At 68.4% G+C, this 19,367-nt stretch carries 19 protein-coding genes; 15 read left to right on the top strand and 4 right to left on the bottom strand.

What is annotated here, in order from left to right:
* Positions 1-5 precede the first annotated feature (5 nt).
* The 13 genes from NWE53_RS10385 to NWE53_RS10325 all read left to right on the top strand — a co-directional run bounded on the left by NWE53_RS10385 (position 6) and on the right by NWE53_RS10325 (position 12,472).
* Positions 6-1,502, top strand: coding sequence for a methyl-accepting chemotaxis protein (locus tag NWE53_RS10385; protein WP_265054224.1), 1,497 nt, complete (start codon positions 6-8; stop codon positions 1,500-1,502).
* 52 nt (positions 1,503-1,554) lie between these two features.
* Positions 1,555-2,022, top strand: a complete 468-nt coding sequence (locus NWE53_RS10380) for a response regulator (protein WP_265054223.1) — start codon at positions 1,555-1,557, stop codon at positions 2,020-2,022.
* 123 nt (positions 2,023-2,145) lie between these two features.
* A complete protein-coding gene (locus NWE53_RS10375; RefSeq protein WP_265054222.1) occupies positions 2,146-2,427 on the top strand; it encodes an STAS domain-containing protein in 282 nt (93 codons plus the stop codon).
* 5 nt (positions 2,428-2,432) lie between these two features.
* Entirely contained in the window at positions 2,433-2,792 is a 360-nt protein-coding gene (locus tag NWE53_RS10370) for a response regulator (RefSeq protein WP_265054221.1), read from the top strand.
* Between the two features lie 10 nt (positions 2,793-2,802).
* The gene (locus tag NWE53_RS10365; protein ID WP_265054220.1) at positions 2,803-5,124 is read left to right on the top strand and encodes a chemotaxis protein CheA; all 2,322 of its coding nucleotides are present in this window, start codon (positions 2,803-2,805) and stop codon (positions 5,122-5,124) included.
* Positions 5,121-5,633, top strand: a complete 513-nt coding sequence (locus tag NWE53_RS10360) for a chemotaxis protein CheW (RefSeq protein WP_265054219.1) — start codon at positions 5,121-5,123, stop codon at positions 5,631-5,633. Before NWE53_RS10365 ends, NWE53_RS10360 begins: the two co-directional genes overlap by 4 nt.
* Positions 5,634-5,698: 65 nt before the next feature.
* Positions 5,699-7,516 (top strand): methyl-accepting chemotaxis protein, encoded by a 1,818-nt coding sequence (locus tag NWE53_RS10355; protein ID WP_265054218.1) that lies wholly within the window; start codon positions 5,699-5,701, stop codon positions 7,514-7,516.
* Between the two features lie 3 nt (positions 7,517-7,519).
* On the top strand, positions 7,520-8,398 hold the full coding sequence (locus NWE53_RS10350) for a CheR family methyltransferase (RefSeq protein WP_265054217.1): 879 nt from the start codon (positions 7,520-7,522) through the stop codon (positions 8,396-8,398).
* Positions 8,395-8,988, top strand: coding sequence for a chemoreceptor glutamine deamidase CheD (locus NWE53_RS10345; protein ID WP_265054216.1), 594 nt, complete (start codon positions 8,395-8,397; stop codon positions 8,986-8,988). The genes NWE53_RS10350 and NWE53_RS10345 overlap by 4 nt, the downstream gene beginning before the upstream one ends.
* Positions 8,988-10,085 (top strand): chemotaxis-specific protein-glutamate methyltransferase CheB, encoded by a 1,098-nt coding sequence (cheB, locus tag NWE53_RS10340; protein WP_265054215.1) that lies wholly within the window; start codon positions 8,988-8,990, stop codon positions 10,083-10,085. Before NWE53_RS10345 ends, cheB begins: the two co-directional genes overlap by 1 nt.
* Positions 10,086-10,095: 10 nt before the next feature.
* Complete coding sequence (locus NWE53_RS10335; RefSeq protein WP_110488895.1) at positions 10,096-10,482, top strand: response regulator; 387 nt, start codon at positions 10,096-10,098, stop codon at positions 10,480-10,482.
* Positions 10,483-10,609: 127 nt separating this feature from the next.
* Positions 10,610-11,164: a glutathione peroxidase gene (locus tag NWE53_RS10330; protein WP_265054214.1), complete on the top strand. Its 555-nt coding sequence runs from the start codon at positions 10,610-10,612 to the stop codon at positions 11,162-11,164.
* Positions 11,165-11,521: 357 nt separating this feature from the next.
* Entirely contained in the window at positions 11,522-12,472 is a 951-nt protein-coding gene (locus tag NWE53_RS10325; RefSeq protein WP_265050007.1) for an IS110 family RNA-guided transposase, read from the top strand.
* Between the two features lie 10 nt (positions 12,473-12,482).
* On the opposite strand, the gene mog is transcribed toward NWE53_RS10325, so the two are convergent.
* From mog to fliK, 4 genes are all read right to left on the bottom strand, one after another.
* Positions 12,483-13,016 carry a molybdopterin adenylyltransferase gene (gene mog, locus NWE53_RS10320; RefSeq protein ID WP_265054213.1) on the bottom strand — a complete coding sequence of 178 codons (534 nt, stop codon included), beginning with the start codon at positions 13,014-13,016 and terminating at the stop codon, positions 12,483-12,485.
* 94 nt (positions 13,017-13,110) lie between these two features.
* Entirely contained in the window at positions 13,111-14,274 is a 1,164-nt protein-coding gene (locus tag NWE53_RS10315) for a GNAT family N-acetyltransferase (protein ID WP_265054212.1), read from the bottom strand.
* Positions 14,271-14,564 (bottom strand): EscU/YscU/HrcU family type III secretion system export apparatus switch protein, encoded by a 294-nt coding sequence (locus NWE53_RS10310; protein WP_265054211.1) that lies wholly within the window; start codon positions 14,562-14,564, stop codon positions 14,271-14,273. Before NWE53_RS10310 ends, NWE53_RS10315 begins: the two co-directional genes overlap by 4 nt.
* Complete coding sequence (fliK, locus tag NWE53_RS10305) at positions 14,561-16,162, bottom strand: flagellar hook-length control protein FliK (protein WP_265054210.1); 1,602 nt, start codon at positions 16,160-16,162, stop codon at positions 14,561-14,563. Before fliK ends, NWE53_RS10310 begins: the two co-directional genes overlap by 4 nt.
* Before the next feature lie 156 nt (positions 16,163-16,318).
* On the opposite strand from fliK, the gene NWE53_RS10300 reads away from it, so the two are divergent.
* On the top strand, positions 16,319-17,329 hold the full coding sequence (locus tag NWE53_RS10300) for an aldo/keto reductase (RefSeq protein WP_265054209.1): 1,011 nt from the start codon (positions 16,319-16,321) through the stop codon (positions 17,327-17,329).
* A gap of 218 nt (positions 17,330-17,547) precedes the next feature.
* The gene (locus NWE53_RS10295; RefSeq protein WP_265054208.1) at positions 17,548-19,362 is read left to right on the top strand and encodes a monovalent cation:proton antiporter-2 (CPA2) family protein; all 1,815 of its coding nucleotides are present in this window, start codon (positions 17,548-17,550) and stop codon (positions 19,360-19,362) included.
* Positions 19,363-19,367 lie beyond the last annotated feature (5 nt).

Genomic DNA, 19,367 nt, shown 5'->3' with positions numbered 1-19,367 from the left:
CTCGCATGCACGCACTGGCTCTCAAGGCCGATCTGCCGATCCTCGACGCCCCGTTCGCCGAGGTCGCGCCATCTCTCGACGCGCCGGCGCGCGCGGTTGTGGAGACGGGCGCGGAGCGTGCCGTGCGCGAGATCGCCGACCGCTTCGGCAAGCTCAGCGCCGAAATCACCGATGTTTCTGGCCGAATCGGGGACGTGACCCAGCAGTTCGAGACCCAGACCACCGGGCTCAGGCGAGTCGTCGGCGCCGTCGAGCAGGTCTCGCGCGCCAACCATGCGATTCGGCAGGCGGCGGAGGGCGCGCAGGCCGCGGCTTCCGGAGTGCGCAGCGGCCTCGAGCGGGTGACCGGCTCGGTCAAGCTCGGCCTCAACGCGGCACAGACCGATATCGAGACGCTGTCGCAGGAGGCGCAGTCGATGTCGCAGGCGCTGGCGCAGGCGGTCAGCGATGCCCACAAGGCTCGCGCCTCCAGCGATGCGATCCAATCCATCACCCGCGAAATCCAGCTCCTCTCGATCAATGCCGGCGTCGAGGCCGCCCGCAGCGGCGAGGCTGGCAAGGGCTTCGCGGTGATCGCCGCCGCGGTGAAGGCGCTGGCCGAGCAGACCCGCGAGGCGACGGCGGCGAGCGCCGCCCAGCTCGACCTGCTGGTCAAGGCCGTCAACGCGCTCTCGCGCCGCAGCCAGGAGAACGCGCAGACCGCGCAGCGCGCCCGCGAGGGCAGCCGGACGATCTCGCAGCAGATGAGCGAGTTCGACAGCTTCGGCCGTTCGGTCGTCGAGCTGATCGGCGAGATCGAGGCGGTATCGCGGCCGACGCGGGAGAATGCCGAGGCCTGCGCCAAGGCGGGGCATGACCTCGCCGGGCTGGTGGCCGGGGTCGATGCCTCGACCGATATCCTGGAGCAGGCGGTGCAGCGCACCGAGGCGCTGGTCGCGATCAGCGAGGGCATTCTCGGATCGATCGCCGCCTCGGGCGTCAGGACCGCGCAGTCGGAGCTGATCGCGACGGTGATGGAGACGGCCGGCACGATCGGCGAGATGTTCGAGGCGGCGCTGACGCGCGGCGAGGTGACGCTGGCCGACCTGTTCGACGAGGCCTATCGGCCGATACAGGGCTCCGATCCGGTCCAGCATATGACGCGCTTCGTCGCGCTGACCGACCGTCTCTTGCCGCCGTTGCAGGAAAAGCTGCTGACCTTGAACGGGCGTATCGTGTTCTGCGCGGCGGTGGACCGGAACGGCTTCCTGCCGACGCATAACCGCAAATATTCGCAGGCTCAGGGCGGCGATCCCGTGTGGAACAACGCCAATTGCCGCAACCGGCGCATCTTCGACGACCGGACGGGGCTTGCCGCAGCGCGTAATCGCAAGCCCTTCCTGCTGCAAAGCTATCGGCGGGACATGGGCGGCGGACAGTTCCTGGTGATGGAAGACCTGTCGGCGCCGATCCTGGTGAAGGGTCGGCACTGGGGCGGTTTCCGGTTCGGGCTGAAGGTCTAGCCTATTCCATGCCGGCCCGCGGAGTTGAGTAAGCGAGTTCCGAGTCAGCGCCATGCATATCGCGCCATCCTTCCCGAACCTGTCGGTGCTGCTCATCGACCCGAGCCCGCATTACCGGCGGCTCATCCGCACGATGCTGTATCAGACGCAGCTCAACCGCATCTTCGAGGCCTCGGACCTGTCGTCGGCGGCGACGACGTTCCTGCAGAAGCAGCCGAACATCGTCATCCTCGACTGGGACATTCCCGATGGCGGCAGCGTCAAATGCCTGGCCGCCATCCGCTCCTTCAAGACCTCGCCCTTCGCCAAGGCGCCGGTGCTGGTGATGATGGAACGGCCGGACCGCCGATCGGTCCTGCAGGCGGCGAAGCTCGGCGCGCATGAGATCATCACCAAGCCGATCTCGCCGAACAACCTCTGGCTGCACCTGTCGGGCATCATCAACATGCCCCGGAAATACCGGGAAGCGAACGGCAAGATCACGCTCGTGCCGCGCGCCATCAGCAACAGCATGTTCTGATCCCCGCCGCATCGCCTCGCAAATGTCGTGAAAGCGACACGAGTGTTGACGAGCAGCTCAGCATTTAGCGAAGTTTTTACCAGTTTGTTGCGATGCTCCGGGAGCAATCCTGGGTCGCCCTTCATGGTCATAACCGTTTCGCTTCCGCCCTTCCTCGGTCGTTCCGAGGCTGCGACGTTCCGTAACCAGCTGCTCGTCGCGCTTCAGCAGAAGGAGAGCGTCGCTGTCGAATGCGCCGAGGCCGGCCCGCTGCCGAGCCTCTGGGTCCAGCTCCTTCATTCCGCAGCTTCCAGCGCCAAGGCGCGGGGGCTTTCGGTCACGCTCAAGGCGGCTTCCTCGGAATGCCGCGAATCCTTGCGGGCGATCGGCTTCGATGCCGCTCACAGCGCTCTCGTTCTGGAGTGACAGGCATGAAGATCCTGGCCATCGACGATACCAAGACCCTGCTCAGCCTGCTGAGCCTGACATTGCGCAATGCCGGCCACGAGGTGGCCGAGGCCGAGAACGGCGAGGACGGGCTGAACAAGTTCGACCAGTTCAAGCCCGATCTCGTGATCACCGACCTCAACATGCCGATCATGGACGGCATCGAGTTCACCCGCGCCTGCCGCTCGCGGCCGGCCGGCCAGAACACCCCGATCATCGTGCTGACGACCGAAAACGGCGCCGAGATCAAGGCCGAGGGCCGGCGCGCCGGCGCCAGCGCCTGGATGGTCAAGCCGTTCGAGCCCAATACGCTGCTCGGCCTCGTCGCGCGCTACCAGAACTGAAAGTTGGCCGATGGATCCGTTGGCAGAACTCAAGCAGACCTTCTTCCAGGAATGCGAAGAGCTTCTCGGGGCGTTGGAGCTGAAGCTCCAGGCGCTCGACGAGGGCTCGACCGATCCTGAGGATGTCAATGCCGCTTTTCGCGCCATCCACTCGATCAAGGGTGGCGCCGGCGCTTTCGGCTGCACCGAGCTGGTGGGCTTCGCGCATGTCTTCGAGGCTTCGCTCGATCATCTGAGGTCGGGCCGCGTCGCGATCGAGGATGCGCCGTTCTCGCTCTTCCTGCGCTGCTCCGATGCGGTTGCCGATCTGGTGTCCGCGGCGCGCAACGACGAGCCCGCGACCGAGCGGCCTGATCTGCTGGCCGCACTTGAACAGGTCGGCAAGGAGCCGCAGGCCCCGGTGGCGGCACCCGTTGCCGCACCCGCACCTGCCGCCGCTCCGGCGCCTGCCGCCCCTGTCGCGGACAACGATGCCCCAATTGGCATCGCTGCGCTCGGCAACCTGCTCGCCATGGTCGAGGCGAAGACCGCCGCGCCCGCCTCCGCCGATGACGGCTGGGACGACGAGCCCGTGGCGGCTGCGCCTGCCGCCGTGAAGCCGGGACAGAACGTTCGCCTGCGCATCGTGCCGGAGACCGACCTGTTCCGCCGCGTGATAGAGCCGCGCGTCGTGCTCGGCTCGTTGCCAGTCGACGATGTCGTCGCGATCCGCTGCGACCTGAGCCAGGTGCCGCCGCTGGAGAGCCTCGACGTCACCGATTGCTGGATGCGTTTCGAGGTCGATCTGCAGACCGAGCTTTCCGTCGAGGAACTGCACGGCCGCTTCGATTTCAGCCTCGCCAACGAGGAATTCGAGATCGAGATGCTCGCGACGGCTCCGGCCATCGAAGCGACGCCCGCCTCCGAGCCTGCCGCGGCAATCTCCGAGGTATCGAGCTCCGTGGCCGCGGATCTGTCCGCAATCCTGGCGAAGCTCGGCGCATCTCCCGAGCCCGCGAGTCAGCCCGACGTTGCCCCAGTGCCGGCAGTGGCGCCGGTTGCGGCAGCAATCGCGCCGGCTCCTGTGGCTGAGGCGGCTGCCGTTCGCGCCGCTCCGCGGGCGCCCGCCAATGATCAGTCGACGCGCCAGCGCCAGGCGGTCAGCGTGCGCGTCGATCTCGAGCGCATCGACAAGCTGATGAATCTCGTCGGCGAGATCGTCATCACCCAGTCGATGCTGGTCGAATGCGTGCGCTCGCTGCCCTATGACGTCCATGCCAAGACCGCCGAGGGCATCCTGACCCTGTCGCGCCAGACGCGCGAGCTGCAGGACCATGTCATGGCGGTGCGCGCGCAGCCGGTGAAGGCCGTGTTCCAGCGCATGCCGCGCTTGGTGCGGGAACTGGCCCAGACGCTCGGCAAGGAAGTGCGCCTCGTGCTCGAAGGCGAGAACACCGAGGTCGACAAGACGATCATCGAGGAGCTCGCCGACCCGCTGACCCACATGATCCGCAACTCGATGGATCACGGGCTGGAGACGCCGGAAGACCGCATCGCCGCGGGCAAGAGCCCCGAAGGCACGATCAAGCTCATCGCCGAGCATCGCGCCGGGCGTATCGTCATCTCGGTCACGGATGACGGCCGCGGCATCGGCCGCGACAGGCTGCTCGCGAAAGCCAAGTCGCGCGGCCTCGTCGGAGCCGACGAGCGGCTGCAGCCGGAGGAGATCGACCAGCTGATCTTCGCGGCTGGCCTCTCCACGGCGGAAGCCGTCAGCGACATCTCGGGCCGCGGCGTCGGCATGGACGTCGTGCGCCGCAACGTCGAATCGCTCGGCGGGCGCATCAGCGTCGATTCCGAGCCGGGGCGCGGCTGCAAGTTCACGCTCGCCCTGCCGCTGACGCTCGCCGTGCTGGAAGGCATGGTGATCCGCTGCGGCGACGATCGCTACGTCATCCCGATCGCCTCGGTCATCGAGACGCAGCATCTGGCGTCGACGCCGATCGAGCGGCTGCCCTTCGGCCAGGAAGTGCTGCGCTGGCGCGGCGAGGTGACGCCGCTCTACCGGCTGGGCGACGTGATGGGCTCGATGGGGACGACCAACGAGAACATCGTCATCATCGCCGAGACCGAACGCGGCAACAATGTCGGCATCGCGGTAGACGAGATCGTCGGTCAGCAGCAGGTCGTGGTGAAGAGCCTCGAAGCGAATTACGGGGCGGTCAACGGCGCCTCGGCGGCGACGATCCTCGGCGACGGCCTCGTCGCCCTGATCCTGGATATCGACTCCATGCTGCGGCTCGCCGCTTCCGGCGGCCGGAACCCTCAATCTGACCTCAAAATGGCTGGATGACCATGACCCTCCAACTCGGCGAAAAGCACTTCTCGTCCGCACAGCCTGAATCGGCTGCGCGCCGGATCGTCACCTTCAAGGTCGGCGACCGCACCTTCGGCATCGATGTCGGCATGGTCCGCGAGATCAAGGGCTGGCAGGCGACGACGCCGCTGCCGCATGCGGCCCCGCATGTGCGCGGCGTGCTCAATCTGCGCGGCGTGATCCTGGCTGTCTACGACCTGCGCACCGCGATCGGCATGGGCGTGACCGATGCCTCCGCCACGCATGTCATCGTCGTCGTCGACGTCGAGGACAAGACGGCGGGCCTGCTGGTCGACTCGGTCTCTGACATCGTCGACGTGCCGGTCTCGGCCGTGCGCCCGGCGCCGGATCTGGAGCGCGACGAGCATGGCCTGATCGAAGGCCTCGTCCTGCTCGACAGCGACATCGTGGCGCTGCTCGATCTGGCGGCGGTGATCCGGGACGGCGGCGGCGAAGCGCTGCTCAAGACCAGCCGGGCTGCCTGAGCATCTTTTAGAACAAGCACGAGCGTAGCGTCCAAGCGGGCCAGAACAAGAAACGATCGGACCCCATGGGCAGCGCGCTCGGCCCCTTTTCACGACTCTCGGTCAGCCAGCCGCTGACCGCGGCCGGCTCGGCAGCACTTGCCGGCGGGCTCGCCTATTACGCGGCCTCGACAGGCACGCCCGTCATGGCGGCTCTGAGCGTCTCCGCCGTGGCCCTGCTCGGTGGCCTCGCCGCCTGGGGCGCGACCCGCTCCGTGGCCGGTGTCTCGCGTGCCGCGACGCGCCTGGCGGAGGCCGGTGAGTGGGCGCTGCCGGCGGCGACCGGCTCGGGCGAGGCAGCCGAATTGTCGCGCGCACTCGCCACATTGCACGAGCAGGGGCAGGAGGCCGTGCGGCTGCGCGCAGCGCTCGACCATGGCCGCGCCAACGTCATGATCTGCGATCCGGAAGGCCGGATCATCTACGCCAGCAAGGGCCTTCTGCGCTTCTTCGCCGAGGCGCAGGAGGATTTCCGCGCCGCTTTCCCGGGATGCTCGGCCAAGGACATGCTCGGGCGCGTGATGGAGCGGGTGCGCGGGGAGCATCGCCTCGCCGCCGGCCAGTCCGTCCGCCTGACGCTCGGACGTCGGACGATCTGCCTGGCGCTGACGCCCATCGAAGGCGGGGAGGGCCGCAGTCTCGGCACCGCTGTCGAGTGGCAGGAGCTGACCGACGAACTGGCCGCCGCAGCCGAGGTCTCGCAGCTGATCGAGGCGGCCCTCGATGGCGATTTTTCGCGCCGCGTCGGCGCGCAGGGCAAATCCGAGGTGCTCGCCCGGATGGCCGGAGGCATGAACCGGATCAACGAGTTGCTCGACAATGCCTTCGCCGATATCGCCGAGGTGGCCGAGGGGCTGTCGGAGGGTGATCTGACGCGCCGCATGGGCGGCATCCACCGGGGCCGGCTTGGCCAGATCCAGCACGATATCAACGAGGCGCTCGGCGTGCTCGGCGAACGGATCGAGATGATCCGCGCCACCGCCGGGTCGATCTCCCACGCCGCCATCGACGTCAACACAGTCGCCGCCGATCTCGCGATGCGCACGGACCAGATCGCCGTGGATCTCGGCGAGGCCTCGGGCGCGGCGGCGGAAATCGCCGCATCGGTCGGGCGCAGCAGCGCGCATTCGCGGGAGGCGAGCGATCTCGCCGGCACCACGATGGGCGTGGCGCGGGAAGGCCAGAGCGTGGTGGCGCGGGCGGCCGGGGCGATCGAGCGGATCGAGAGTTCCTCGCTGCGGATTTCCGAGATCGTCGGGGTGATCGACGAGATCGCCTTCCAGACCAATCTGCTGGCGCTCAACGCGGCGGTCGAGGCGGCGCGTGCCGGCGATGCCGGCAAGGGCTTCGCCGTGGTCGCGTCCGAGGTGAGGTCCCTGGCGCAACGCTCGGCGCAGGCGGCCAAGGACATCAAGGGCCTGATCGCAACGTCGAACGGGCAGGTCGCGGAAGGCGTGGGGCTGGTGCGTGAGACCGGCGAGACGCTCGGCCGCATCGTCGCCGCTGTGAACAGCGTGTCCACGACCGTTGCCGAGATTTCAGCCGTGAGCGCCAAGCAGGCCCACGGCATGGGTGGGGTGAACCGAAGCGTGTCTCAGGTGGACAAGGGTATACGGCAGAATGCCGAACTGGCAGGGCGCGGCGTGCAGGCCGCGGGCGAACTCGCGGGGCAGGTCGCGATGTTGAGCGAGATCGTCGATGCGTTCCGCCCGACAACTGCGCCCCGCTGGGTTGAGCCGCAGCATGCGCGCCGGGCGATGCCGGCCCCGATGGCGCCCGAGCCGCGCCTGCCCCTGCAGACACAGCCTCGCCGTGTCGCGGCAGGCGGACGGATGGGAGGCTGAAGCATGTCCAGACCGACATCGCTTTCCAGCATGGCCGCCCTCCAGCCCGCCATGGCCGACATCACCCTGACGCGCGACGATATGAGCTTCATCGCGAAGCTGGTCTACGACCAAGCCGGCATCGTCATCCGCGAGCACAAGGAGGCGATGACGCGCGGGCGGCTGGCGCGTCGCGTCAAGGCGCTCGGCATGGGCTCGGTCGCCGAATACTGCGCCTTCCTGAAGACGCCGCAGGCAGCCGGAGAGCTGCCCGAGCTGATCAATGCGGTGACGACCAACCACACCGCCTTCTTCCGCGAGCGCCACCATTTCGACCATCTGCGCAAGGATGTGATGCCGCGGCTGCTGCAGGAGCGGGCCGGGCGCCGCGGGCGCATCCGCATCTGGTCATCCGCCTGTTCCTCGGGGGAGGAGGCCTATTCGATCGCGGCCTCCTGCCGCGACGTCATGGGCGCGCGCAGCGATCTCGATTTCAAGATCCTGGCGACCGACATCGACACCGACATCCTGGCGCGGGCCGAGGCCGGCATCTATCCGGCGGAGCTGTTCGAGCGGCTGCCGGCCGATGTGAAGCCGATGCTCAAGCTGGAAGGCGGGGTGGGGCGAGGCGATGCCCGCATCAGCGAGGATCTGCGCCGGCTGGTCGCCTACAAGCGGCTGAACCTGATCGAGAAATGGCCGATGAGCGGTCCGTTCGACATCATCTTCTGCCGCAACGTCTTCATCTATTTCGATACGCAGACCAAGGCCTCGATCCTCGATCGGTTCGTCGCGCTGCTGTCGCCCGGCGGCTTCCTCTATCTCGGCCATTCGGAATCGCTGCCGCAGCCGCATCCGAACCTGCGCCTCATCGGCCGAACCATCTACGAGAGGACAGCATGAGCGTCTCACGATCCTCTCGCCGCTATTTCGACCCGCGCTTCGAGGCGACGATCATCACCGTCGCGCCGGGCGAGCACGAGATCACCTCGGCCAAGGACGAGATCGTCGCGACCGTGCTCGGCTCCTGCGTCTCGGTCTGCCTGCGCGATCCGCAGATCGGCGTCGGCGGGCTCAACCATTTCCTGCTGCCGAAGAACAACGGCAGCGCCGATGCCAGCGCCGGCGAGCGCTATGGCGACACGGCGATGGAGGTGCTGATCAACGACCTGCTCAAGCGCGGCGCGAGGCGCAGTAATTTCGAGGCGAAGGTCTTCGGCGGCGCGCGCGTGCTCTCGGGTGCGACGATGCTCGCCATCGGCGACGGCAACATCGCCTTCGTCAACGAATTCCTGAAGGTCGAGGGCATTCCCGTCGTCTCGCGGGATGTGGGTGGCACGCGCTCGCGGCGCATCCACTACCAGCCCTCGACGGGCCGTGCCTGGGTGCAGCACGTCCAGCCCACCTCGCGCGACAGCGGCCACGAGCAGGAAATCGCTTATCTCAACCGGCTCAAGACCCAGCCCGTGGCTGGTGAAGTGGAGGTCTGGTGATGAACATGCCGACGTCCCCCGCAGCGCCGATCAAGGTCCTGGTCGTCGACGACTCCATCTTGATGCAGAAGCTGATGACGCAGATCATCGACTCTGCGCCCGGCTTCAAGGTGATCGGCGTCGCCGGCAGCGCGGAGGAGGGCTGGGACGCCATCCAGGCGCTGCGCCCGGATGTGTTGACGCTCGACCTCGAACTGCCCGGGCGGCACGGCCTCAAGCTGCTGGCGCGGGTGCTGAAGCAGGACCCGCTGCCCGTGCTCATCGTCTCGGCCTTCGGCGGGCCGGGCGCCGACAACACCATCCAGGCGCTGGAGCTCGGCGCCATCGACTTCATCGAGAAGCCTGATGGCACGACCCACACGCTCGAAGGCTTCATGAAGCATCTCGTCGCGGCGCTGCAGCGCGCCTCGGCCAGCCGCAAGATGATCGCCGCCGCGCGCCAGATGGCTCAGATCACCGCTCCCGCCCGCCCGGCGCCACTGAGGGAGCCGGCGCGCGCCGGAAAGACCTCGCTGATCGCGATCGGCGCCTCCACCGGCGGCGTGCCGGCCGTGCAGACGGTGATGCGCGACCTCGCCCATCTCAGGCTTCCGATCGTCGTGGTGCAGCACATGCCGCCCGGCTACACCGCGAAGTTCGCGGCACGGCTCGCGACCGCGACTGGGCTCGATGTCCGCGAGGCGGCGGATGGCGACCGGCTGCGGCCCGGCATGGCGGTGGTGGCACCGGGGGGCTTGCGCCATCTCGAAGTCGAGGAGCGGCGCGGCGAGCTCGTCTGCGTGCTCAAGGAAGGCCCGCTCGTCAGCGGCCATTCGCCCTCCGTCGACGTCATGTTCCATTCCGTGGCACGCAGCCTCGGCGCGCATGCGGTCGGCATCCTGCTCACCGGCATGGGCCGCGACGGCGCTGACGGTTTGTTAGCTATGCGCAAAGCCGGGGCCGAGACGTTAATCCAAAGTGGGGAGACCTGCGTGGTAAACGGGATGCCGAAAGCGGCCTTCGAGTTGGGAGCCGCCGACAGGGTCGTTCCGCTGGACCAGATCGGGGCCGCGGTCAGCCAGCTGATCGGCGAGCGCCCGAACCTGCGGAGCGCGTAAGGAGAAAGTTATGTCAAAGGCCAGAAGCGAGTACCGCATCCTGGTGGTCGACGACCAGAAGAGCATGCGCGGCCTGGCGACCTATTTCCTGAAGCAGATCGAGTTTCAGGACATAGACGAGGCGGAGAACGCCCGCGAAGCGCTGATGAAGATGCAGACCAAGCGCTACGATCTGCTGCTGCTCGACTGGAACATGGACGGCATGAGCGGCATCGACCTGCTGCGCGCCATCCGCTCGGTGCCGGAGCTCAACCAGATCAAGATCATCATGGCGACCTCGGAACGCTCGGTCGACAAGATGGACGAGGCGACCACCAATGGTGCCGACCATTATGTGGTGAAGCCCTATGAGCTGCGTGACCTCGAGGTCCGGGTGAAGAAGGTCCTCGCCTGCTGAGTTTTTGCTCGCTGGCCGTCCGCTCGCGAGAATTTGCCTTGCCCCTGCGCCCCGGAGCCGAAAGGCTGCCGGGGCGCATCCGTTTGCGCTCCGCCGACGTATCGGTGCGGAACGAGGGAGGCGAAGCATGGACAGGCGCTCGGTGATCTCGGGCCTCGGTGCGTTGGCGGCGATGCCGGGCATGGCTTTCGCCCAGGCACGCAGCGATGCCCATGCTTTCGGTTTCGACCGGCCGGGCGGAGGGCGACTAGCGCTCGGCGATTATCGCGGCCGGCCGATCCTCGTCGTCAACACGGCGACGCGCTGCGGCTATGCCGGCCAGATGGCCACGCTGGAGCAGCTCTGGCAGCGCTACCAGACGCGCGGCCTGATGCTGGTGGCGGTCCCGAGCAACGATTTCGGCGGGCAGGAACCGCTCGACGGCGCCGCCATCGCCGAGGCGGCGCGCCAGAGCCATGGCGCGACCTATGCCTTCGTCGAGAAGACCGTGGTGCGTGGGCCGCAGGCCCATCCCTTCTATCGCTGGGCGGCGGCGGAGCGGCCGACCGAGACGCCGCGCTGGAATTTCCACAAATACCTGATCGGCCGCGACGGCGCCTTGATCGGCGGTTTTCCGGCGGCGACCGACCCACTCTCGCCGCAGCTCGTACGCGCGATCGGCGAGGAGCTTCAGGCGGGGTGAATTCCGCCATTCCCGGCCTTTGGCGAGAGCGTCATTCTCGGGCGGAGCGAAGCTCAGACCCGAGAATCTCAGGCAAGACGAAGCGCGGGAGTCTCTTTCGGCAGGAGATGCTTGGGTCAAGCCGAGCATTGTCTGTTTGTGATGGGGTATTGAGGTTTTGTTCCGCGTGAGCGGGATGTCTGGTCCGGCTGGCCGGCCGGACCAGACGCGACTCGTCGACCGTCCCGAGCCAGGGCTTTCGCCCGTCGTCATCGAGGTTGCGGGTCGCTTCCTTGTCACGCTTGGTGAGTTGCCAGGGCCTCTTCGCATGAGCCGAACGCCCGCAGACAATCACAAGCCCTTCGAGGATAGCTCCCGATGCCGGTTTGCACCACGGTCCCTGAACCCTCCCGTTTCCTCGGCTGTGATGTCGGCAAGGCCGGGATCGTCGTCTTCGACAGCCGCGGCGACACCCTCGGCAGTCTCCCTAACGAGGCTTCGGCCCTGGCAGCCTTCGCAGCCGGGCTCGGCCCGGACTGCCTCGTCGTCTGCGAGGCGACGGGCGGCTATGAGGACGCCCTGCTGGCGGCGCTCGTCTCAGCCGGCTGCCCGGCCCATCGCGCCGATGCCCGCAAGGTCAAGGCCTTCATCCGCTCCTATGGGACGCTCGGGAAGAGCGATGCGCTCGATGCCAGGGCGCTTGCCCGCTACGGCGCCGAGCGCCACGCTCGGCTGATCCGCTGGCAGGCGCCCGCCCCGGCACGCGAGCGCCTCCAGGTCCTGGTGCGGACCAGAGCCGATCTCGTCGCCCAGAGAACGGCCTGCACCAACCGGCTCAACGCTCCCGGCATCGAACCGGTCAAAGCCCCGCTCCAGGCCCTGCACGACTGCCTCAAAGCCCAGATCGCCGCCCTGGCGCAAACCATCGCCGAGACCCTGCGCACCATCGCCCGCACCGACAGAAGCGAGCAGGCCTTGCGCTCCATCCGCGGCATCGGAACGACCACCGCCGCCACCCTCATCGCACTCATGCCCGAGCTCGGACGCATCAGCCGGCGCCAGGCCGCCGCACTCGCAGGCCTGGCTCCTCATCCAAACCAGAGCGGCAGTCGAGACGCCTACCGCCCAACCAGAGGCGGCAGGGCCGAAATCAAGGCCGCCCTGTTCATGCCCGCAATGGCCGCCGCAAGGCACGACCCCGCCATGCGCGACGCCTACACACGCCTCATCGCAAACGGAAAAAAGCCAATCGTCGCTCTCACCGCAATCATGCGACGCATCATCGTCATCGCAAATGCCCGCGTCAGAGACCAAAACAAACTGAGTTGATGACGTGCTTCTATTTCTTCGGCCGGAAGGCGGTGATCAAAGCTGGGTCGGTTTCGAGGTAGGGACCCTCGATCAGGTCGATGCAGTAGGGGATCGCCGGCATCACCGCGTCCAGGCATTCGGCGATAGCGCGCGGGCGCCCCGGCAGGTTGACGATCAGCGTCCTGCCGCGGATGCCCGCGGTCTGGCGCGAGAGGATCGCGGTCGGCACCTTGGCGAGGCTGACCTGGCGCATCAATTCGCCGAAGCCGGGCATCGGCTTCTCGATCACGTCCTCGGTCGCCTCCGGAGTGACGTCGCGCGGGGCCGGGCCGGTGCCGCCGGTGGTGACGACGAGGCAGCAGCCCTCGCGGTCGGCGAGCTCGATCAGGGTCTCGGCGATGAGCCTGCGATCGTCGGGGATGACGCGCGCGACCGCCTCCCACGGGGAAGTCAGCACTTTCGCCAGATAGTCCCGGATCGCGGGACCACCCTCGTCGGTGTAGACGCCGGCCGAGGCGCGGTCGGAGACGGTGACGATTCCAATCCGGGCGGCCGTGGTCATCGGGCGTCTCCTGCGCAGCACCCGGCTCTATCGGGCGGGAGGAAGGCCGGTCAAGCGCGTGAGCCGCACGGGGGCGCGCTCTTCAATCTGTTACTCAACGCCCTTTCGGAGGAGACGCCCGCCCCGACCGAGCCTTGACGGCCTCCCGCAGGCGCCGCAGCCACATCCGGCTGAAGGCGGCGACCTGCGCTGCGCCGGGCTTGCCGGGCCCGATGCGGATGATGGCGTTGGCCATCTCGCGGCGCTCGCCCCAGACATAGGTGCCGGGATCGACGCCTTCGCCCGCGCCGCTGTCGAAGAGGGCGGGCGGCGTGCCGGCGAGGTCGGCCTGGAGCATCGCGATCGTCAGGGTGCGGCCCGGCGAATGGCGCGCCTGCGCCTCGTCATAGGCGATCTTGAGGAAGTGGCGGCGGTCTCCGCTTTCGACGAGCAGGCCGGTGGCGAGCACCTGGCCATCGAGCAGGAGGGTGTCGATCTGCAAGGTATCCTCGGCTGCGAAGAGCTCGGCCATGCGGCGGATATAGGCGGCGTCCGCCGGCAGGCAGGCGATCGCCGTCCCGGTCTCACCCTTCCAGCCTGCGGCTTCGAGGGTGAGGAACGCATCGAGCGCGTCCAGCGCCGCGCGGCCGCGGCTGCGGCGGAAGGTCAACGCACCCTGCTTCGCGACGGCCCGGAACTGCTGCATCCGCTTCTTGTAGCCGGAGCCCAGCGCGCGCCGCAGATAACGTTCGGAGTCGTCGCCTGGCTGGGGGATCATGACGGGCCGGACCCAGCGCTCATAGGTCGAGATCCGGCTGCCGGTCTGGCGGCAGGCTTCCGCGAGGGTGGCGTAGCAGGCGCCGTCGAGGGGCAGGAGCGGCAGCAGCAGCGTATGCGGCAGATCGCCGGAGGCGACGAGATAACGCAGCAGGGCCCGGGCCGCATCCGCTGCATGGTCGCGGTCGAGCACGGGCAGGGAGGAGACTTCGTAGAGCGGCACCAGCGGCGCGGCGAGGGCGCTGGCGAAGCCGCTGCGCCAATCGCGCTCGCGCCGGAAGGCCCAGACGCCCACCAGTTGCTCGAAATCCAGCGCCTCGCTGAACCAGGCGCAGAGCACGATGATGTCGTCCTCAGGCACGAGCATCGTCGCGGCCGTGACGGCGCTCGGCGCCATATGCGGGTTGGGCTCCAGCGCGTGGCCGGCAAGCTCCGCGAAAGCCGGTCCCAGCTCCGCGTAGGCGGCAGGGCCGATGCGCCTGACGACGATTCCGGTGGTCAAGGTCGATGGCCGTCCCGGTTCAGCCGGCGCATCTCGCCACGCAGCGACAGCACGAAGGCGATGACCTGCGCCGTCGCCCGGTAGAGTTCCTCCGGGATCTGGTCGTCGAGCTCGACCGTCGAGAGGGCCTGAGCGAGGATGGCGTTCTGCTCGACGGCGACGTCGTGCTCGCGCGCGGTCGCGACGATGCGCTCGGCCAGTTCGCCGCGGCCCTTGGCGGTGACGCGCGGCGCCCCGTGCCCGTCATATTCGAGCGCGACGGCGATGCGGGGCGGCTGCGGCGCGCTCATGAGAGGCGATCCAGGAACTGGCCGGCCGTCGGCTGCATCACGCGTGGCTGGCCCGTATGGACATCGACGGCGCCGCTGGCAAAATCGGCATGGAGCAGGGCGCTCTCCAGGCCGGGTGCCGCACCGCGCAGGATCTGGCTGGTTTCGTCGCGTTCCGCCCAGAGCGTCACGCCGACATCGCGGCCCTGCAGGGTGACGACGCCTTGCAGCGGGCCCATCGGCTCGACATCGAGGGCGAAGCGGATGCGCCAGAGCGGCGGGCTCACGCCCTGTACGTCCCGGCGCGGCGCCTCGCGCTCCACATGCAGGGGCAACATCGCGGTGCCATGCTGGAAGGCGATGGGGATCTCGGCGAGCCAGCGTTGCGCCGGCTGGGTGCCGTCCTGGCGGGCTGGCTCCAGCGGCAGCGAGGCGTATTGCGTCAGCTTGATGCGGTCGAGCGCCGCCTCGGTCTGGCCGAGCAGGGTTTCGGCGATGGCGAGCGGCTTTTCGCCAGGCGCAAGCGTCGGCTCAGTGGCGGGTTGCGGCAGGAGCGGGCCGTCGCGGCGGGGCGGGGCGGCACGGGCCGTTTGGTCCGCGGCGGTGCCCGGCGCGATCTCGGTGTGCTGCTCGGCGGTGAGCGCAATGGCTGCCCGTTCCAGGCGGGTCGCCTTCGAATCCGGGGAGAGGGATTCGACGATCGGCAGCAAGGTCTCGCGCAGCGCCTGCAGGCTGGCCTTCAGGTCGCCCTGTCGCGGTGGCGGTTCGCCCGCCGCCTGGTGGGCCTCCATGAACAGTCCGGAGCTCTGGAACGCCTCCTTCAGGCGCTGCGCCGTGACAGGCTGGCGCTCGGCCGGCACGGCCTGGGCGAGCACGCGGTCGATCGCCGGCAGCAGGGTCTTGGGCAGCGCGAGCGCGATCGAACCCTCCGCGAGGCCGCGCAGATTGGCGAAAAGCGGGGCGAGGCTGTCCTGCCGATGCAGCACGGCGCCGAGCAGGGGGCCGGCGAGCAGGCGCGCAGCGGCTGCGGTCAGGGCCGCTGGAATCGCAGGTATTGCCGCAGCAGCGGGTGCAGCGCCCTGCGGCACGGTCGCGGGTGCCGGGGCAGATGGTTCTGCGGTGGCGCGCGCCAGCTGAGCGGCTGCGACAGATATGGGTGGAGCGCTGCCAGCGGAGGGTTGCTGCGGGGCCTGATTCGGCTGCGGCGAGCTGGAAGCGGGCGGGGCAGCCGCGGGAGCGGGCAGGACGGCGGCAGGCGCAGCAGCAGAACCGGTCGCAGGCGGCGGCGTGAGGGGTTGCTGTGCGATCGGAGCGCCGGATGGCGAGGTTGGCGGGCGGACTTCCACCAGCGTGGCGCGTAAATCGCCGCCGGGCTGCTCGGGCGGGTCGAGCCGCAGGAGCAGCGTCGCCCCCGGCTGCAGCGCCGCTTGCCGTGCCTGCGGTCCGGCGAGGACGAGCGCGACCTTCGTGTCGCCGATCGCGGCCGTGGCCGTGCCGTCCGGCTCCAGCGAGAGCAGCTTCGCCTGTACCGTCCGGCCAGCCGTCAGCTCGCCTGCCGCGTCGAGCGCCTGCAGCAGGGTGGCGAAGGTCTGGCTCTTGACGAGCTGGGCGAGGTTCATCGGGCTGCCATGTGACGACAAGTCATTCTGTCAGGAAAGATTAAGCATTTCCTTGCCGTTGGCTGCGCTACGCAGGGCGCGCCTGCGTCATGGCCTCTGGAATCCACGGGGAGGCTGCGGCACGCTTCGCCATCTCCGATCCGAAGGATGACCGTCATGGATTATCGCCGCCTCGGCCGCTCCGGCCTCCAGGTCTCGCCGCTCTGCCTGGGCACGATGATGTTCGGCGGCCCGACCGACGAGGCAGCCTCGCGCCGGATCGTCGATCACGCCCGCGAAGCCGGGATCAATTTCATTGACACGGCCGATGCCTACAATGAGGGGCGCTCGGAGGAGATCACCGGCAGGGCTATCGCCGCCAACCGCTACGACTGGGTGCTGGCGACCAAGGTGGCCAATGCGATGGGGCCGGGGCCGATGAGCGGCGGGCTGTCGCGCCGCTGGATCATGCAGGCCTGTGAGGACAGCCTGCGCCGGCTCGGCACCGAGACGATCGACATCTATTACCTCCACAAGGAGGACCGTCAGACGTCGCTGAAGGAGACGGTACATGCGATCGCCGACCTCGTCCGGCAGGGCAAGATCCGGCATTTCGGCGTCTCGAACTACCGCGCCTGGCGGCTGGCCGAGATCTGCCGGCTCTGCGACGAGCTCGGCATCGACCGACCTGCCGTGAGCCAGCCCTATTACAACGCGATGAACCGCATGCCCGAGGTCGAGCATCTGCCGGCCTGCGGCTATTTCGGGCTCGGCGTAGCCTCCTATTCGCCGCTGGCGCGCGGCGTTCTGACGGCGAAATACGCACCCGGTCAGGCACCGGCGGAGGGCACGCGCGCCGGGCGTGGCGACCGCAGGATCATGCAGGCCGAATGGCGCGAGGAGAGCCTCGTCATCGCCCGGACGATCAAGGAGCATGCCGCCAGGAAGGGGCTGACGCCGATCCAGTTCGCGGTGCGCTGGGTGCTGAACAACGCCTTCCTCACGGCAGCCATTGCCGGCCCGCGCACCTTCGAGCAGTGGGAGGCCTATCTCGCGGCGCTCGATGCTGGTTTCGACAAGGAGGACGAAGCGCTGGTCGACAGCCTCGTGCCGCCGGGCCACCCCTCGACGCCGGGCTATTCCGATCCGGCCTATCCGCTGGAAGGGCGGGTCAGCCGCGCGGGATAGTGCTGCGCCACTTCTTGTTCGGGGTTCAATGCCGATGGAACCATCGCCGTCATCCCGGGCTTGACCCGGGATCCATGCCGGAGCGCTTCCAATCACGGTTCAGGCCTGGATCCCGGCTCTGCGCTTTGCTCCGGCCGGGATGACCTGCGTTTCCATCGCAACACCGCATGCTCTAGGTTGGGGCACCGGTTGAGGTGAGCCGGCGCGAAGGAGGACGGATGGCGGCCGAGGCAGGATTGACGGGCGACCTCGTGAAGGTCGTGGCGCTGCTCGGCGCGGGCGTCGTCGCGGTTCCGATCTTCCGCAAGCTGGGTCTCGGTTCCGTGCTCGGCTATTTCGGCGCGGGCATCGTCATCGGCCCCTTCGGCCTCGGGCTGTTCTCCAACCCGGAAGGCATCCTGCATATCGCCGAATTCGGCGTGGTGATGTTCCTCTTCGTCATCGGCCTGGAGATGCAGCCCTCGCGGCTATGGGGGCTGCGGCGCAGCATCTTCGGGCTGGGCATCGCGCAGGTTCTCGCCTGCGGCTTCCTGCTGACGCTGTTCGGCATGGCCGGCGGACTCGACGTCAAGGTCGCCTTCATCGCGGCGATGGGCTTCGTGCTGTCCTCGACCGCCGTGGTCATGCAGATGCTGAACGAGCGCGGCGAGACCTCGACGCCGCAGGGCCAGAAAGCCGTCTCGATCCTGCTGCTGGAAGACCTCGCCATCGTGCCGCTGCTCGCGATCGTCGCGCTGCTGTCGCCGCAGCGCGGCAGCGCCGAGCACGCCTGGGTTTCCTTCGCCATCGCCGGCGGGGCGCTGGGCGGGCTGATCGCGGCGGGGCGCTGGCTGCTAAACCCGATGTTCCGCGTGCTGGCGGCCGCCGAGGCCCGCGAGGTGATGACCGCCGCGGCGCTTCTCGTCGTGCTCGGCGCGGCGCTCGCCATGCAGCTTGGCGGGCTGTCGATGGCAATGGGCGCTTTCCTCGCCGGTGTGCTCCTGTCGGAATCCACCTTCCGCCATCAGCTGGAAGCCGACATCGAGCCGTTCCGCGGCATCCTGCTCGGCCTGTTCTTCCTCGCCGTCGGCATGTCGCTCGACCTCGCGGTCGTCTCGCACGAGTGGCGGCTCGTCCTGGTTGCCGTCATCGGCTTCATGGCGGTCAAGGCGCTCGGCATCTTCATCGTCGCCAAGATCTTCGGCTCGGACTGGCGCGAGGCGATCACGCGCGTCGCTCTGTTCTCGCAGGGCGGCGAATTCGCCTTCGTGCTCTACGCGGCTGCGGCGGCGGCCGGCATATTCGACCCGCGCATCACCGCCATCGCAAGCGGCACCGTCATCATCTCCATGGCGCTGACGCCGCTGCTGGCGCTGGCGCTAGACCGCTTCCTGCCGGCGCCCAAGACCGATCTCGACGGCATCGAGGTGGCGGATGGCTTGCGGGCGCAGGCGCTGATCGTGGGGTTCGGCCGCTTCGGCCAGGTCGCCAGCCAGGCGCTGCTCGCCCGCGGCATCAGCGTCTCGATCATCGATTTCGACGTCGACATGATCCGCGCCGCGTCGCAGTTCGGCTTCAAGCTCTATTACGGCGACGGGACGCGGCGCGACATCCTCCATGCCGCCGGGGCCGAGCGGGCCGAGGTCATCGTGGTCTGCGTCGAGCGGCGGCAGACGGCGGATGCGATCGTGCAGCTGGCGCAGGCCGAATTCCCGCATGCCAAGCTGTTCGTGCGCGCCTATGACCGCGGCCATGCGCTCGACCTGGTCCATGCCGGCGTCGACTACCAGATCCGCGAGACCTTGGAATCGGCGATGGTCTTCGGCACGGCGCTGCTCAAATGCCTCGGCGTTCCCGCGGACGAGGCCGAGGAGATCGAGGCGGATGTGCGCCGGCGCGACGAGGAACGCTTCGACCTGCAGCTGGCGGGAGATTTCTATGCGGGGCGCGAACTGCTGCGGCACAACACGCCGACGCCGACGCCGCTGACCAAGCCGAAGCGGCCGGGGCAGATGCCGGCCAACCTGCCGGACGATCTCGGCGGCGACTACTGAAGCGC

It is taken from the genome of Bosea sp. NBC_00550 (assembly GCF_026020075.1).
Lineage (GTDB): Bacteria > Pseudomonadota > Alphaproteobacteria > Rhizobiales > Beijerinckiaceae > Allobosea.
Note: the sequence above shows the minus strand (reverse complement) of the source record. Positions and strands in the feature narration are given on the sequence as shown.

Bases quoted from the DNA above. Each gene is read 5' to 3' on its own strand.
- NWE53_RS10345 (WP_265054216.1), top strand. From the start codon at position 8,395: ATGAGCGTCTCACGATCCTCTCGCCGCTATTTCGACCCGCGCTTCGAG.
- NWE53_RS10380 (WP_265054223.1), top strand. From the start codon at position 1,555: ATGCATATCGCGCCATCCTTCCCGAACCTGTCGGTGCTGCTCATCGAC.
- NWE53_RS10325 (WP_265050007.1), top strand. From the start codon at position 11,522: ATGCCGGTTTGCACCACGGTCCCTGAACCCTCCCGTTTCCTCGGCTGT.
- NWE53_RS10350 (WP_265054217.1), top strand. From the start codon at position 7,520: ATGTCCAGACCGACATCGCTTTCCAGCATGGCCGCCCTCCAGCCCGCC.
- NWE53_RS10300 (WP_265054209.1), top strand. From the start codon at position 16,319: ATGGATTATCGCCGCCTCGGCCGCTCCGGCCTCCAGGTCTCGCCGCTC.
- NWE53_RS10310 (WP_265054211.1), bottom strand. From the start codon at position 14,564: ATGAGCGCGCCGCAGCCGCCCCGCATCGCCGTCGCGCTCGAATATGAC.
- fliK (WP_265054210.1), bottom strand. From the start codon at position 16,162: ATGAACCTCGCCCAGCTCGTCAAGAGCCAGACCTTCGCCACCCTGCTG.
- NWE53_RS10355 (WP_265054218.1), top strand. From the start codon at position 5,699: ATGGGCAGCGCGCTCGGCCCCTTTTCACGACTCTCGGTCAGCCAGCCG.
- NWE53_RS10370 (WP_265054221.1), top strand. From the start codon at position 2,433: ATGAAGATCCTGGCCATCGACGATACCAAGACCCTGCTCAGCCTGCTG.
- cheB (WP_265054215.1), top strand. From the start codon at position 8,988: ATGAACATGCCGACGTCCCCCGCAGCGCCGATCAAGGTCCTGGTCGTC.
- NWE53_RS10365 (WP_265054220.1), top strand. From the start codon at position 2,803: ATGGATCCGTTGGCAGAACTCAAGCAGACCTTCTTCCAGGAATGCGAA.
- NWE53_RS10295 (WP_265054208.1), top strand. From the start codon at position 17,548: ATGGCGGCCGAGGCAGGATTGACGGGCGACCTCGTGAAGGTCGTGGCG.
- NWE53_RS10330 (WP_265054214.1), top strand. From the start codon at position 10,610: ATGGACAGGCGCTCGGTGATCTCGGGCCTCGGTGCGTTGGCGGCGATG.
- NWE53_RS10360 (WP_265054219.1), top strand. From the start codon at position 5,121: ATGACCATGACCCTCCAACTCGGCGAAAAGCACTTCTCGTCCGCACAG.
- NWE53_RS10375 (WP_265054222.1), top strand. From the start codon at position 2,146: ATGGTCATAACCGTTTCGCTTCCGCCCTTCCTCGGTCGTTCCGAGGCT.
- mog (WP_265054213.1), bottom strand. From the start codon at position 13,016: ATGACCACGGCCGCCCGGATTGGAATCGTCACCGTCTCCGACCGCGCC.
- NWE53_RS10335 (WP_110488895.1), top strand. From the start codon at position 10,096: ATGTCAAAGGCCAGAAGCGAGTACCGCATCCTGGTGGTCGACGACCAG.
- NWE53_RS10385 (WP_265054224.1), top strand. From the start codon at position 6: ATGCACGCACTGGCTCTCAAGGCCGATCTGCCGATCCTCGACGCCCCG.